Annotated in this window: 12 protein-coding genes; 2 read left to right on the top strand and 10 right to left on the bottom strand. The window is 62.6% G+C overall.

The window, feature by feature from the left end:
* Positions 1-8: 8 nt before the first annotated feature.
* The 9 genes from PAN31117_RS06135 to PAN31117_RS06095 form a co-directional block, all read right to left on the bottom strand.
* Positions 9-452, bottom strand: a complete 444-nt coding sequence (locus PAN31117_RS06135) for a (2Fe-2S)-binding protein (RefSeq protein WP_150737417.1) — start codon at positions 450-452, stop codon at positions 9-11.
* Between the two features lie 245 nt (positions 453-697).
* The gene (locus tag PAN31117_RS06130; protein WP_150737416.1) at positions 698-1639 is read right to left on the bottom strand and encodes an AraC family transcriptional regulator; all 942 of its coding nucleotides are present in this window, start codon (positions 1637-1639) and stop codon (positions 698-700) included.
* A gap of 207 nt (positions 1640-1846) precedes the next feature.
* Positions 1847-2482 (bottom strand): HutD/Ves family protein, encoded by a 636-nt coding sequence (locus PAN31117_RS06125; RefSeq protein WP_150737415.1) that lies wholly within the window; start codon positions 2480-2482, stop codon positions 1847-1849.
* A gap of 21 nt (positions 2483-2503) precedes the next feature.
* Positions 2504-3772, bottom strand: a complete 1269-nt coding sequence (locus tag PAN31117_RS06120) for a glutamate-5-semialdehyde dehydrogenase (RefSeq protein ID WP_150737414.1) — start codon at positions 3770-3772, stop codon at positions 2504-2506.
* An 83-nt stretch (positions 3773-3855) separates the two neighbouring features.
* Positions 3856-4935, bottom strand: a complete 1080-nt coding sequence (holA, locus tag PAN31117_RS06115; RefSeq protein WP_150737413.1) for a DNA polymerase III subunit delta — start codon at positions 4933-4935, stop codon at positions 3856-3858.
* 53 nt (positions 4936-4988) lie between these two features.
* Positions 4989-5504, bottom strand: a complete 516-nt coding sequence (locus tag PAN31117_RS06110; protein ID WP_174990848.1) for an LPS-assembly lipoprotein LptE — start codon at positions 5502-5504, stop codon at positions 4989-4991.
* Positions 5505-5615: 111 nt separating this feature from the next.
* The gene (gene leuS, locus PAN31117_RS06105) at positions 5616-8207 is read right to left on the bottom strand and encodes a leucine--tRNA ligase (protein ID WP_150737411.1); all 2592 of its coding nucleotides are present in this window, start codon (positions 8205-8207) and stop codon (positions 5616-5618) included.
* Positions 8208-8532: 325 nt separating this feature from the next.
* Entirely contained in the window at positions 8533-9330 is a 798-nt protein-coding gene (gene dapB / locus PAN31117_RS06100) for a 4-hydroxy-tetrahydrodipicolinate reductase (protein ID WP_150737726.1), read from the bottom strand.
* Positions 9331-9372: 42 nt separating this feature from the next.
* Positions 9373-10062 (bottom strand): outer membrane protein assembly factor BamE, encoded by a 690-nt coding sequence (locus tag PAN31117_RS06095; protein WP_246188937.1) that lies wholly within the window; start codon positions 10060-10062, stop codon positions 9373-9375.
* A 165-nt stretch (positions 10063-10227) separates the two neighbouring features.
* On the opposite strand from PAN31117_RS06095, the gene fur reads away from it, so the two are divergent.
* Entirely contained in the window at positions 10228-10659 is a 432-nt protein-coding gene (gene fur / locus PAN31117_RS06090; RefSeq protein WP_039393197.1) for a ferric iron uptake transcriptional regulator, read from the top strand.
* Between the two features lie 171 nt (positions 10660-10830).
* Positions 10831-11685: a GumC domain-containing protein gene (locus PAN31117_RS06085; RefSeq protein ID WP_150737410.1), complete on the top strand. Its 855-nt coding sequence runs from the start codon at positions 10831-10833 to the stop codon at positions 11683-11685.
* A gap of 83 nt (positions 11686-11768) precedes the next feature.
* On the opposite strand, the gene gap is transcribed toward PAN31117_RS06085, so the two are convergent.
* Positions 11769-12779: a type I glyceraldehyde-3-phosphate dehydrogenase gene (gene gap, locus PAN31117_RS06080; RefSeq protein ID WP_150666548.1), complete on the bottom strand. Its 1011-nt coding sequence runs from the start codon at positions 12777-12779 to the stop codon at positions 11769-11771.
* Between the last annotated feature and the right edge of the window lies 1 nt (position 12780).

Here is a 12780-nt window from a genome sequence, read left to right as displayed (position 1 = left end):
CCGTGCGCTCAACGTTTTGCTGCGTCATGGATCGCCTCCCGGATACGGTGATAGGTCGCGCAACGGCAGAGGTTCGTCATCGCCTCATCGATCTGCGCGTCGGTCGGATGCGGATGCTTATCGAGCAGTGCTGCGGCCGCCATCACCATGCCGGACTGGCAGTAGCCACACTGCGGCACGTCTTTGGCGATCCACGCCTGCTGGATCGGATGCGAGCGCGCGGGCGACAACGCTTCGATGGTCGTGATGCGCTTGCCCGCGACGGCCGAGACCGGCAGCACGCACGTGCGCGTGGCCACGCCTTCGAGGTGCACGGTGCACGCGCCGCACGCCCCGATGCCGCATCCGTACTTCGTTCCGGTCAGCCCCGCAGCATCGCGGATGACCCACAGCATAGGCGTGTCGTCCTCGCCGTCGAAGACGAAGGGCCGCCCGTTGAGTTGGAATTCCATTGACTCTCCCGTTGTGACTGCCGTGTGCAGCGGTGAAGCGCGCTGCACCGGCAGATGGCGAATGAATTCTCACAACGAGGAAATTGCCGGACAACGGCCGCGCGGCCCGAAAAGGATGCCGTTCGTCCAGAGACGGGAAAACCCTCAGGCAGCCATCAGCCGCATGCAGACGTCACGCGTACCGCGCGCACGCCGCACGCCGCACGTGCGACGAGGCACATCAAAGAGGAAGGGACGAGTGTGGCTTAATGACCCAGCTCGCAGCTGCGAAGGTACTCGCGCGGCGGCAGGCCGTAGCAGCGGCGAAAGGCGCGGGTGAAGGCCTTTTCCGAGGCGTACCCGACGGCCTCCGCGACATCGGAGATCCGCGCGCTTGCACCCGACAGACGTTCGGCCGCCAGGTACATACGATGGGTGGTGAGGTAGGTCATCGGCGATTCGCCGACGAGATCGCGAAAGCGCAGACAGAACTTCGAGCGCGACATGCCCGCGATGGCGGCGAGTTGCTCGACGGTCCACGGGCGCTGAGGCATTTCGTGCATGGACGCAATGGCGCGGCCCAGTTGCGGATCGGTCATACCGCGCAACCAGTGGGTGCTGGCGCTGCCGCAGGCTTCGAGATACGCCCGCAGGATCTGCACGAACAAGACGTCGGCCAGACGTGCTACGACCACACGCCATCCCGCACCGCGCTGCATCGATGCTTCGATAAATCCCGCGATGGTGTTCGTAAGCAACGCGGGCACGGCCGGGTCGCCTGAGCGAATATGGATCAGGGGCGGCAGCGACGCCAGCAGCGGGTTGCGCACCCGGTCGCGGAACATCACCACGCCGGTGTAGAGATCGCTGACGGGACCATCCCCGCCCGCACGGAACGCCAGTGGCGTATCCAGACGCGGCTCGATGCCCTGCGCCGACATCATCTCCTCGAAGACCACCGGGGGTTCGTCCGGTGACGAACACATCACATGCTCGTGCCCGTGCGGCAACAGCACACAGTCGCCCGGTTCGACACGCACCGGTGTCATGCCCGCCACGATCAGGTAAAACGGTTCCCCCATCGCCATGCGAAACGGTGCGCCGTCGAGCGCCGGTTTGCGCAGCGACCACGGCGCACCGAACGTGAATCGGCCGGTGACGACCGCGTCCGCGCGTAAGTCGCTCAGCACGTCGCTTAGCGGATCCATCGCGCCCTGCCTCGCGCAGGAAGATCGTTTCGTTGTTTCATGGATGGAACTTCGATTTATATGTGAATTATTTCGAAGTATGCCGTTTTACTGCGCGGAAAAATATCGGGTTTGACCTGAGGACGGTCGAGATGGGTGAAATACGGGCAAGGGACACCGAAGCGGGGCCTGTGCGGTCCAGGCTTTAGACGCACAGGCCGCTGACGGTCAGCGCCGAGAAAGCGTCGTCAGGAAAACATCGGTCGAAGGTGCACCAGCGTGCAGTTCGCAAACGCGAGCCCCGTCGAAACCTTCGACAGCATCCGTCTCGTCGATTCGAAGGGCGTGGCCTGCGGAGACGGTCAACGTCCGGCCATCGTGGAACGTCACACGCACCAGACCTTGCGCGCAATAGAGGAATCCGGTGGCATCGGTCGCCGTCGGCACAGCCCACGTCAGCGCATCGCCTTCGAGACGATGTTGGCTCAGCGTGTGCTGCCAGCCATCACGTCGCGTCATGACGTTGAAGTCATCGATAGGCACGCCGTCCGCCTCAAGCGTCGGCGTGCTGCTCACCGCGAGTTCTCCCCCGAACGCATAGGGCGCCGTACGCGTCGTCAGCGTGACGTCCGGATGTCCTTCCACGTTGAGCGTGAGCGTGCCACCGCGAACGATGGCGAGCGACCGGTCGATGCCCGCGAACACGGAGAACGGGCCCGGCACGGCGACCGTCGCGGTGCTGATACGCCAGTCGAAGCCGTCTTCGCCAGGGCGACGTGCCACCGCCAGTTCCGTCGTCACGCCCTGACCGTTCTTCCACGGCATCTTGAGAAAATCGGTCGGGCCGAGTGCTTGCAGTTTCATGCGTCTACGCCTTCGTTGCCATTAGTGACGCACTTCGCCGTGCCCGAACACGACGTACTTCAGACTCGTCAGCCCTTCGAGACCGACCGGGCCGCGTGCGTGCAGCTTGTCATTCGAGATGCCGATCTCCGCCCCCAGACCGAATTCGAAACCGTCGGCAAAACGCGTACTGGCGTTGATCATCACGCTCGCCGAATCGACCTCGCGCAGGAACTGCATGGCGTCGGTGTAGTTCTCCGTCACGATGGCGTCGGTGTGGTGCGAGCCGTAACGGTTGATGTGGGCGATGGCGGGTGCCATGCCGTCGACGATCTTGATCGCCAACACCGGCGCGAGATATTCCGTCGACCAGTCTTCCTCGGTCGCAGCCATCGCGCCGCTCACACCGGCTGCAGTCAGTGCGGCGAGCGTACGCTCGCAACCGCGTAGCTCGACCTGCTTGCTCTGGAACATGCGAGCGATGGCAGGCAATTGATCGATGGCCTGCTGATCGACGAGCAACGTCTCCATCGTGTTGCACGTACCGTAGCGATGCGTCTTGGCGTTCTCGCAGATCGCCAGTGCCTTGACCGGATCGGCGCGGCCATCGACATAGACGTGGCAGATGCCGTCGAGGTGCTTGATCATCGGCACGCGCGCGTCCTGCATCAGGCGTGCGATCAGGCTCTTGCCACCGCGCGGCACGATCACGTCGACATACTCGGTCATGGTGATGAGTTCGCCCACGGCGGCGCGGTCCGGCGTGCTCACGACCTGCACGGCGTCGCCGGGCAGGCCCGTGGAAGCGAGCGCCTCCGCGATCAGCGCCGCCAGCGCCGTGTTGCTTTCAATGGCTTCCGAGCCACCTCGCAGAATGGTGGCGTTGCCCGACTTGAGGCAAAGCGCCGCAGCGTCGATGGTGACGTTCGGACGCGACTCGTAAATGATGCCGATCACACCCAGCGGCACACGCATCTGACCGACTTGAATGCCACTCGGCTGCACACGCACGTTACTGATCTCGCCGATGGGATCGGACAGCCCGGCAATCTGGCGCAGGCCTTCGATCATCGTGCGCAGTGCTTTGTCCGACAGCGTGAGACGGTCGATGAAGGCGGCGTCCTGACCATTAGCGCGCGCGCGTTCGAGGTCGCGACGATTCACGTCCTGCAATTTCGCGCCGTCGCGTTCGATGGCGTCGGCAATGGCGAGCAGGGCGCGGTTCTTGGCGGCAGTGTCGGCACGCGCCATGGCGCGCGATGCTTCGCGGGCGCGCTGACCCAGCGATTGCATGTAGGCTTTGATGTCCATATCGTGGTTCTGAGAATTCGGGATGTCGGGATGCCGGGCGCGGTGAGCGGCATTCCCGCCGTGACCGGACGCGTTGAGCGATTTTAGGCGTGTGCTGGGCGCGCGGCGCGAGTGGCGCGCGCCACCGGCGGTCGCTCGCCGACGAGCAGCAGGCCGAGTTGCAGCATGCCGTCCCACGGATCGCTCGGCAGACCTTCTGCGCGCAGGCCCTTGACCTGGCGATCCAGACGCGCCGCCAGTTGCAGGGCTTGCGCGAGTATCGGTGCTGTGACACGCCCCACGGCCTGCTCCATCAGCCGTTCGCGCGGGCCCCAGACACGGTATTCGCGCAGCAGCATGGCGAGCGGTTTGCCCGACGCCATGCCACGTGTGATCTTGGCGAGCGTGCGCACCTCTTCGGTAAGCGCCCACAGCACGAGTGGCGCGGCCTCGCCTTCTCCGCGCAGCCCGTCGAGCATGCGCGCCAGCCGCGCAACGTCGCCCGAGAGCACCGCTTCGCTCAACTTGAAGACGTCGTAGCGCGCCACATTGAGCACAGCGTCCTGCACCTGTTCGAACGCGAGCGCACCCGCCGGGTACAGCAAACCGAGCTTCTGAATTTCCTGATGCGCCGCGAGCAGATTGCCTTCGACGCGATCGGCGATGAATTGCAGGACACGTCGTCCCGGCTCACCGGCTTCGACCCGCTGCCCCTGTGCAGAAAGTCGCTGCGCAATCCAGTCAGGCAAACGTGCACGATCGACCGGATCGACCTTGACCGTCACACCGGCCCGGTCGAGGGACGTGAACCAATCGGATTTGCTTGCCGCGGCGTCGAGCCGGGGCAGCGTAATGATGGTCAGCACATCGCTGTTGGCCGCTTCGGCGTGCGCCTTGAGCGCAGCACCACCGTCCTTGCCCGGCTTGCCGCCGGGGATGCGCAATTCGATGAGCTTTTTGTCGCCGAACAGCGACATGGACTGTCCCGCGTTGGCGAGCGCGCCCCAATCGAAGCTTCGCTCGACACTGAGTACGTCGCGCTCGGTGTAGCCGCTGGCACGCGCCGCCGCACGCACGCGGTCCACCGCCTCCTGCACGAGCAAGCTCTCGTCGCCATAGATCGTGTAGATCGGCGAGAGCGTCTTGGCGAGGTGCGCGTCGAGCGCGTCGGGGCGCAATTGCATGGCGGCGGTGTGGCTTTCCTTATCGGACTTCTGTAGTGCTGCGGGTCCGGTTGTTACTCTTCCGGCTTCGCTTCCGGCATGGACTTCACAGCTTCCATACGACGGATGATCTGATCGACGGCATCCTTTTGCATGTCGCGATTGAGCAACGAAGCCTCCGTATCACGCGCGGTCGACTCGCTATCGCTATAGGGAAGATTGCGCACCAAGCGAATCGTCGTGAGCGGAATAATCGGTCTGCCGTCAGGCGTAACAAGCTGGAACGTGTACGCACTTCGCATCTCGTATTCACGTGCCTGGCCATTCGCATCCAGACTGACCGCTGTACGCGAGGCCGTCACGCTAACGATTTCCAGACGGGCATCCGCTTCCTTGGGCTCTGTCACCACCACCGTCCCCTTACTGCCGTAGCGGATATAGCGCGAAATATCGACGCCCATCGACCCGCCGCCCGAAATGTACAGACGATGGAAAGCGTACTCGCTCGCGCCGCGCAGCTGGAAGCCGCACGCCGACAACGTCAGTGCGCAACCCAGCAGCGCGATCCAGCCGAAAATCCTGCGCGTCACACCGACGCCTCGTTGCCCGGATGTCATTTGCACGTGATGTGCCCTCTTCTCACCAAACGTCATCAACCGACCCGGGACGGCAACTGCCGCCCCCGCATTCTCTGATCGCGCTCAGACCACCACGTTCACCAGACGACCCGGCACGACGATGACCTTCTTCACCGGCTTACCCTCGCCGAACTTGGCGGTCATCTCGTGCGCAAGTGCTGCCTGTTCGATGGCTTCGCGCGAAGCATCCTTCGCCACGCGCACCGAGCCACGCACCTTACCCGCCACTTGCAGCACGAGTTCGATTTCGTCCTGCACCAGTGCGGCCTCGTCAACTTCCGGCCACGACGCGTCGAGCAGGTCGCCCGATTGCGCGGCATAGCCCAGTTCGACCCACAGACCGTGCGTGACGTGCGGCACAACCGGGTACAGCACGCGCAGCAGAATGCCGTAGCACTCGCGCACCGCGCCGGCACCCGCCGCACCCTTGTCGCTCTCAATCGCGTTGAGCATCTTCATCGCAGCCGACACTACCGTGTTGTACTGCACGCGCTGGTAGTCGTAGTTGGCCTGCTTGAGCACGCTGTGGATCTCGAGACGCAGCGCCTGAGCGGCCGGATTGGCCGTATCGATGGCAGCATCCGTCTGACGCAGCAACGCCGCTTGCGACTGACCGAAGCCCCACAGACGACGCAGGAAGCGGCTCGCGCCTTCCACGCCCGCGCCCGACCATTCGAGTTGCTGCTCCGGCGGGGCTGCGAACATTACGAACAGACGTGCCGTATCGGCACCGTACTGGTCGATGAGCGACTGCGGATCCACACCGTTGTTCTTCGACTTCGACATCTTCTCGATACCGCCGAGCGTCACGTCTGCGCCGTCGGCCTTCGACGTGGCGCCCGCCGGGCGGCCCTTGTCGTCGAACTGCACCTGAACGTCGAGCGGGTTGAACCACGTCTTCTTGCCCGACTTGTCTTCGCGGTAGAACGTTTCGTTGAGCACCATGCCCTGCGTGAGCAGGTTCTGCGCCGGTTCCTTGAAGCTCACGAGGCCCAGATCGCGCATGACCTTGGTCCAGAAGCGCGAGTAGAGCAAGTGCAGAATCGCGTGCTCGATACCGCCGATGTACTGATCCATCGGCATCCAGTAATTGGTGCGCTCGTCGACCATGGTCTCGGCGTCCGGGCAGGCGTAGCGCGAGAAGTACCACGACGAATCCACGAACGTGTCCATCGTGTCCGTCTCGCGGCGTGCCGGCTTGCCGCACTTCGGGCAATCGCACTTGAGGAACGCTTCGGACTTGGCGAGCGGATTGCCGGTGCCGTCCGGCACGAGGTCTTCCGGCAGCACGACCGGCAGATCCTTTTCCGGGACCGGTACAGCGCCGCAGGTGTCGCAGTGGATGATCGGGATCGGCGTGCCCCAGTAGCGCTGGCGCGAGATGCCCCAGTCGCGCAGGCGGAACGTCACTTGCTTGTCGCCAGCGCCCTTCGCCTTGAGATCGGCGGCGATGGCATCGATGGCGGCCGCGAAGGCCAGACCGTCGTACTTGCCGCTGTTGATCAGCGTGCCTTCCTTCTCGCCGTACCAGGCTTGCCAGGCGTCGGTCGAATACGTCTCGCCTTCCACGGCAACGACCTGTTTGATCGGCAGGTTGTACTTGCGAGCGAACGCGAAGTCGCGCTCGTCATGCGCCGGCACGCCCATCACAGCACCTTCGCCGTAGCCCATCAGCACGTAGTTGCCGATCCAGACTTCGACCTTGTCGCCCGTGAGCGGATGCGTGACGAAGAAGCCCGTCGGCATGCCCTTCTTTTCCATCGTGGCGATGTCGGCCTCGGCCACGCCACCCTGCTTGCATTCGGCGATGAAGGCCTGCAAGTCGGGGCGATCGGCCGCCAGACGCGTCGCCAGCGGGTGTTCGGCCGCAATCGCGGCGAAGGTCACGCCCATGATCGTGTCGGCGCGCGTGGTGAACACGCGCAACAGCTTTTGCTCGCCGTCGAGTTCGTACGGGAAGCCGAAGTTCACGCCGAAGCTCTTGCCGATCCAGTTCTGTTGCATCACCTTCACGCGCTCGGGCCAGCCGAGGTCATCCAGGTCACCGAGCAGTTCGTCGGCGTACTCGGTGATGCGCATGTAATACATCGGGATTTCGCGCTTCTCGACGAGCGCGCCCGAACGCCATCCGCGGCCGTCGATCACCTGCTCGTTGGCGAGCACGGTCTGATCGATCGGATCCCAGTTCACGGTGCCCGTCTTCAGATAGACGATGCCCTTCTCCAGCATCTTGAGGAACAGCCACTGGTTCCAGCGGTAATACTCGGGCTTGCAGGTGGCGACTTCGCGCGACCAATCGATCGCGAGACCCATCGCCTGCATCTGCTTCTTCATGTAGTCGATGTTGTCGTACGTCCACTTGGCCGGCGGCACGCCGTTGGCCATGGCCGCGTTTTCCGCCGGCATGCCGAACGCATCCCAACCCATCGGCATCAGCACGTTATAGCCGCGCATGCGCATCTGACGGTACATCACGTCGTTGATGGTGTAGTTGCGCACGTGCCCCATATGCAGCTTGCCCGACGGATACGGCAGCATCGAGACGCAATAGAATTTCTGTTTGTCCGCGCGCTCGGTGGTCTTGTAGGCATCGATCGCCTGCCAGTGAGACTGGGCGGAGGCTTCGACGTCGGCGGGAACGTATTTTTCTTGCATGATGGGTCGGCGGATAGGATTCGGCTCGGTTTTGGCCCGGCTGGTACGCGTCATCGGGATGCGCGGTACGCAGGAAATACGGGGCAGATCCGGGGAAAACCATGATTATAACGCCGCCGGAAGTGGATTCGGCGTGACGTTGGCGAGGGGGTGTGACCTTTGTGTCACTTTCGCTTCCGATCCGGCGGGGCGGTCGTACGACCGCCGGTGGAGCGCGCCGCGATGGCGGCATCCGGGACGGGCCTGCGGTGCCTGATCTGCACAACCTGACGCCCTTGGAGCGCTCAGGCCAGCACCGCTGACCGCCCGGTGGAACCTATGCCGATCAGCGTAGACCGAGCACGTCCTGCATATCGAACAGACCGGTCTTGTGCTGCGCGAGGAAACGCGCCGCGCGCAGTGAACCTTGCGCATACGACAGGCGGCTCGACGACTTGTGCGTGATTTCGATACGCTCGCCGATCCCGGCGAACAGCACCGTGTGATCGCCGACGATGTCACCGCCGCGCACCGTCGCGAAACCGATCGTCGACGGATCGCGCTCGCCAGTCACGCCTTCACGGCCGTAAATCGCACATTCCTTCAGATCGCGACCCAGCGCTTCAGCCACGACTTCGCCCATGCGCAGCGCCGTGCCCGACGGGGCATCGACCTTGTGACGGTGATGGGCTTCGATGATTTCGATGTCGTAGCCGGTATTCAGGATCTTCGCGGCGATTTCGAGCAGCTTGAACGTGGCGTTCACGCCCACGCTCATGTTCGGCGCGAACACGACGGCGACCTGTTCTGCGCCCTTTGCGAGGAGCGCCTTGTCTTCTTCCGAGAAACCAGTCGTGCCGACGATCATCTTCACGCCGTGCTTTTGCGCGGCCGCCAGATGCGTCAGCGTGCCTTCCGGGCGCGTGAAGTCGATCAGGTATTCCGCATTGGCCAGAGCAGCGTCGAGATCGGCGGTGATCTTCACACCGGTGTCGCGGCCGAGGAACGCGCCGGCATCGATGCCAAGCGCCGGGCTGCCCTCACGGTCGAGTGCACCGACCAGCTCAGCGTCGTCTGCCGCGAGCACGGTTTCGATCAACATCCGGCCCATACGGCCGGAGGCCCCTGCAATCGCAATCTTCATCATGGTGAGTCTTTCGTCGTCTTTCTACCGGCTTTCAGCCGCTTACTGGGGCATCGAGAACAGACCGCCACCGGAGGTCACGCGAGGCGACGGAACCAGTCCCGTGCCGGCCGAGCTCGAAGTACTGGCGCGCGGTGCCGGGGCGCTCGGTTGCGCCGTCGGAGCGGGCTTGGCTGCGGCCGTGACGTTGGCGGCGGCGTCAGTCGAGACGGTCGCCACATCGGTCGGTGCCGCTGCTGCTGCGTCGGGCGACGGTGCGGCGGCTTCGGCAGCTGCGGCGCTCGCCGTCGACGGTGCAGGCGCATCCGTCTTCACGGTCTTGCCCTTCTGGCCGTCGATTTCCTGCACCAACTGATATTCGGTCGGCAGATTTTCGCCGCCTTCCCAACGTGCCAGCGTGTCGCCTTCGAAGTACACCTTCAGGTGACGTTCCTGAACGACGGACGCGTTGCCGCGCTTGAAGTAGAAGACGTAATCCCAGCGATTCGCATGGAAGATGTCGGTGAGCAGCGGCGTGCCGAGCAACTGGCGCACCTGATCCCGCGTCATGCCTGCCTTGAGTTGCTCATAGGCTTCCTTCGAGACGAAGTTGCCCTGAACGATGTTGATTCGATACGGCGTGACCACGCCGATGACCTTGTCGGTCACGCTGTCATACGTCGAGCAGCCAGCCAGGGCAAGGAATGCCGCGGCTGCGCAGACGGAGAACGGAAGGGAGAGATAACGACGCAAATCTGACTCGCTTTCAAAAAGATCGAACTTGAATCCGGCACGCCGGGCGCGCCGCCACATCGCCCCCGTTGACGGCACAACCGTCCCGTTTGCCCCGGTTTGCGCCCGGGCAAGGCAAAAAGGCATTATTATTGGGGCTGTATTGTACTCTAGGGACGTAGAGCGATGCCGAATCCCGCCGATTTGAAAAATATCGGACTGAAAGCCACGCTTCCGCGCCTCAAGATTCTGGAGATCTTCCAGAACAGTGAGGTGCGCCACTTGACCGCTGAAGACGTATATCGTCATCTGCTCGGCGAAAATCTCGACATCGGCCTGGCCACGGTTTACCGTGTCCTGACCCAGTTCGAGCAGGCCGGGCTATTGTCGCGCAGCAACTTTGAATCCGGCAAGGCCGTTTTCGAACTCAACGAAGGCCATCATCACGATCACCTCGTGTGCATGGACTGCGGACGCGTCGAGGAATTCTTCGATGCCGAGATCGAACGCCGCCAGAAGCTGATTGCGAAGGAGCGCGGCTTCGCACTCCAGGAGCACTCGCTGGCCATGTACGGCAGTTGCACGAAGGATCCGTGCCCCCACCGTCAAAAGAATTAAAACCTGTTGTGTCAGAATGCCTTCCACCGAAGGCATTCTGGGCTTTTTCCTCTCAATTGCCACCGATTGGAATCAAGCGTCGGTGCGCATCGTTTACAATACCTCTCCTCGTAGGTCACGTTGATACGCTGCTTGCGTTTTGACGAGCCTGTATTAATAGCAGCCCCTCCTATGAACCACAGAGAATTGCCCAACGACATGGCACAGAGCGACGCAGACGAACTCTCATTCCCGGACGTTGTCCGCTTTGTCCGCAACAATTTGAAGTTGATAGCCGGACTAGCAATCGTGGGAGCGGCGATCGGCATTGGCAGCACTTTCGTCATCCAAAAGCAATGGGAGGGGAAAGTTACCTTGCAGATCGGACGTGCTGCGGGATCACCCGTCGTTGGCCCTGACGGCCCACTGATTGAGGCTGTCCAGCAAACCGTCGGTCGGGTATTGCTCGGCACGTTTCGGGAGAGCGTTGCTGGCGAAATCCTTCCTGAGTTGAAGGGCAATTCGAGCGCATTGCATAAAACCGTCGCATGGAAAGAACTGAAAGCCAGACCGATCCAGGGTACGGTCTACGTCGAGGTATCGGCCCGGGGAACATCGGCAGAGCAAGCTGAACAGATTCTGCAAGTCGCTTCGAATAAGATCATCGCCGAACACGCCGAGATCCTCGAGCGTGCGCGGGCTTTGCCGAAGCAGCAACTCAGCGTCATTGATGCGGCGATCGATTCGAATACCAAGGCGCAGACGGATCTGAATGCCGCGCTGGCAAATTCGAAAAACACGGATTCCGTGATGGCACTGAGCGCTTTGCAAAGCAGCCGCACAGAGCGCGCAACGCTTAACGAAAGCCGCTATCGCGTGTCGCAGCTTCTCGCACCGGACCAGTCCTATAACACGCGAATTGTCAGCGCAATTCGCGTGGACGCGCAAGCAGCTTACCCTCGAAAACTGTACTTCGGCCTGGCCGGACTGATTCTGGGCGCTATTATTGGCACCATCGTCGGCATGGCGCGCAAGCGAAGCGCGTGAGCCGCTAACCCCGGACGATTGCAAATCCAATAAAAAAGCCGCTGTCTCACGACAGCGGCTTTTTTGACTTCTGATACCGGCGATTACTTCGCAGCCATCAGCGCAACGGTCGTGTCGAGCATGCGGTTCGAGAAGCCCCACTCGTTGTCGTACCACGAGCTGACCTTCACCAGACGACCCGACACCTTCGTCAGCGTGCCGTCGAAGTTCGACGACGCCGGGTTGTGGTTGAAGTCGACCGACACAAGCGGTGCCGTGTTGTACGTAGCGATGGCCTTCAGCGGGCCTTCGGCAGCTTCCTTCAGGATCGCGTTGACTTCGTCGACCGTCGTGTCGCGCTTGGCGATGAACGACAGATCAACGATCGACACGTTGATCGTCGGGACGCGAATGGCGTAGCCGTCGAGCTTGCCGTTGAGTTCCGGCAGCACCAGGCCGACGGCGGAAGCCGCACCCGTCTTCGTCGGGATCATGCTCATCGTGGCCGAACGGGCGCGACGCAGGTCTTCGTGATAGACGTCCGTCAGCACCTGATCGTTCGTGTAGGCGTGAACGGTCGTCATCAGGCCCGTTTCCAGACCGATCTTGTCGTGCAGCGGCTTGACCAGCGGTGCCAGGCAGTTCGTGGTGCACGAAGCGTTCGAGATGACCGTGTCGGTCGACTTGAGCACGCCTTCGTTCACGCCGAACACGACCGTCGCGTCCACATCCTTGCCGCCCGGGGCCGAGATGATGACCTTCTTCGCGCCGCCCTTCAGGTGAGCGCTGGCCTTTTCCTTCGTGGTGAAGAAGCCGGTGCACTCGAGCACGACGTCCACGTTCAACTCGCCCCACGGCAGTTCGGCCGGGTTGCGGTTGGCCAGCACGCGGATCTTGTCGCCGTTGACGATCATGAAGTCGCCATCGACCGACACCGTGCCCGGGAACTTGCCGTGCGCCGTGTCGTATTGCGTGAGGTGGGCGTTCGTCTGTGCATTGCCGAGATCGTTGATGGCAACGATTTCGATGTCGTGCTTCTTGCCACCTTCGTAGTGGGCACGCAGTACGTTGCGGCCGATACGGCCGTAGCCGTTAATAGCGACGCGAATGGTCATG

Source organism: Pandoraea anapnoica (genome assembly GCF_902459765.1).
In the GTDB taxonomy this organism is placed as follows: Bacteria; Pseudomonadota; Gammaproteobacteria; order Burkholderiales; family Burkholderiaceae; genus Pandoraea; species Pandoraea anapnoica.
This window is presented reverse-complemented; position numbering and strand designations above follow the sequence as displayed.

Coding starts and splice junctions, on each gene's coding strand:
- PAN31117_RS06135 (WP_150737417.1), bottom strand. CDS start 452: ATGGAATTCCAACTCAACGGGCGGCCCTTCGTCTTCGACGGCGAGGAC.
- PAN31117_RS06130 (WP_150737416.1), bottom strand. CDS start 1,639: ATGGATCCGCTAAGCGACGTGCTGAGCGACTTACGCGCGGACGCGGTC.
- PAN31117_RS06125 (WP_150737415.1), bottom strand. CDS start 2,482: ATGAAACTGCAAGCACTCGGCCCGACCGATTTTCTCAAGATGCCGTGG.
- PAN31117_RS06120 (WP_150737414.1), bottom strand. CDS start 3,772: ATGGACATCAAAGCCTACATGCAATCGCTGGGTCAGCGCGCCCGCGAA.
- holA (WP_150737413.1), bottom strand. CDS start 4,935: ATGCAATTGCGCCCCGACGCGCTCGACGCGCACCTCGCCAAGACGCTC.
- leuS (WP_150737411.1), bottom strand. CDS start 8,207: ATGCAAGAAAAATACGTTCCCGCCGACGTCGAAGCCTCCGCCCAGTCT.
- dapB (WP_150737726.1), bottom strand. CDS start 9,330: ATGAAGATTGCGATTGCAGGGGCCTCCGGCCGTATGGGCCGGATGTTG.
- fur (WP_039393197.1), top strand. CDS start 10,228: ATGCCGAATCCCGCCGATTTGAAAAATATCGGACTGAAAGCCACGCTT.
- PAN31117_RS06085 (WP_150737410.1), top strand. CDS start 10,831: ATGAACCACAGAGAATTGCCCAACGACATGGCACAGAGCGACGCAGAC.
- gap (WP_150666548.1), bottom strand. CDS start 12,779: ATGACCATTCGCGTCGCTATTAACGGCTACGGCCGTATCGGCCGCAAC.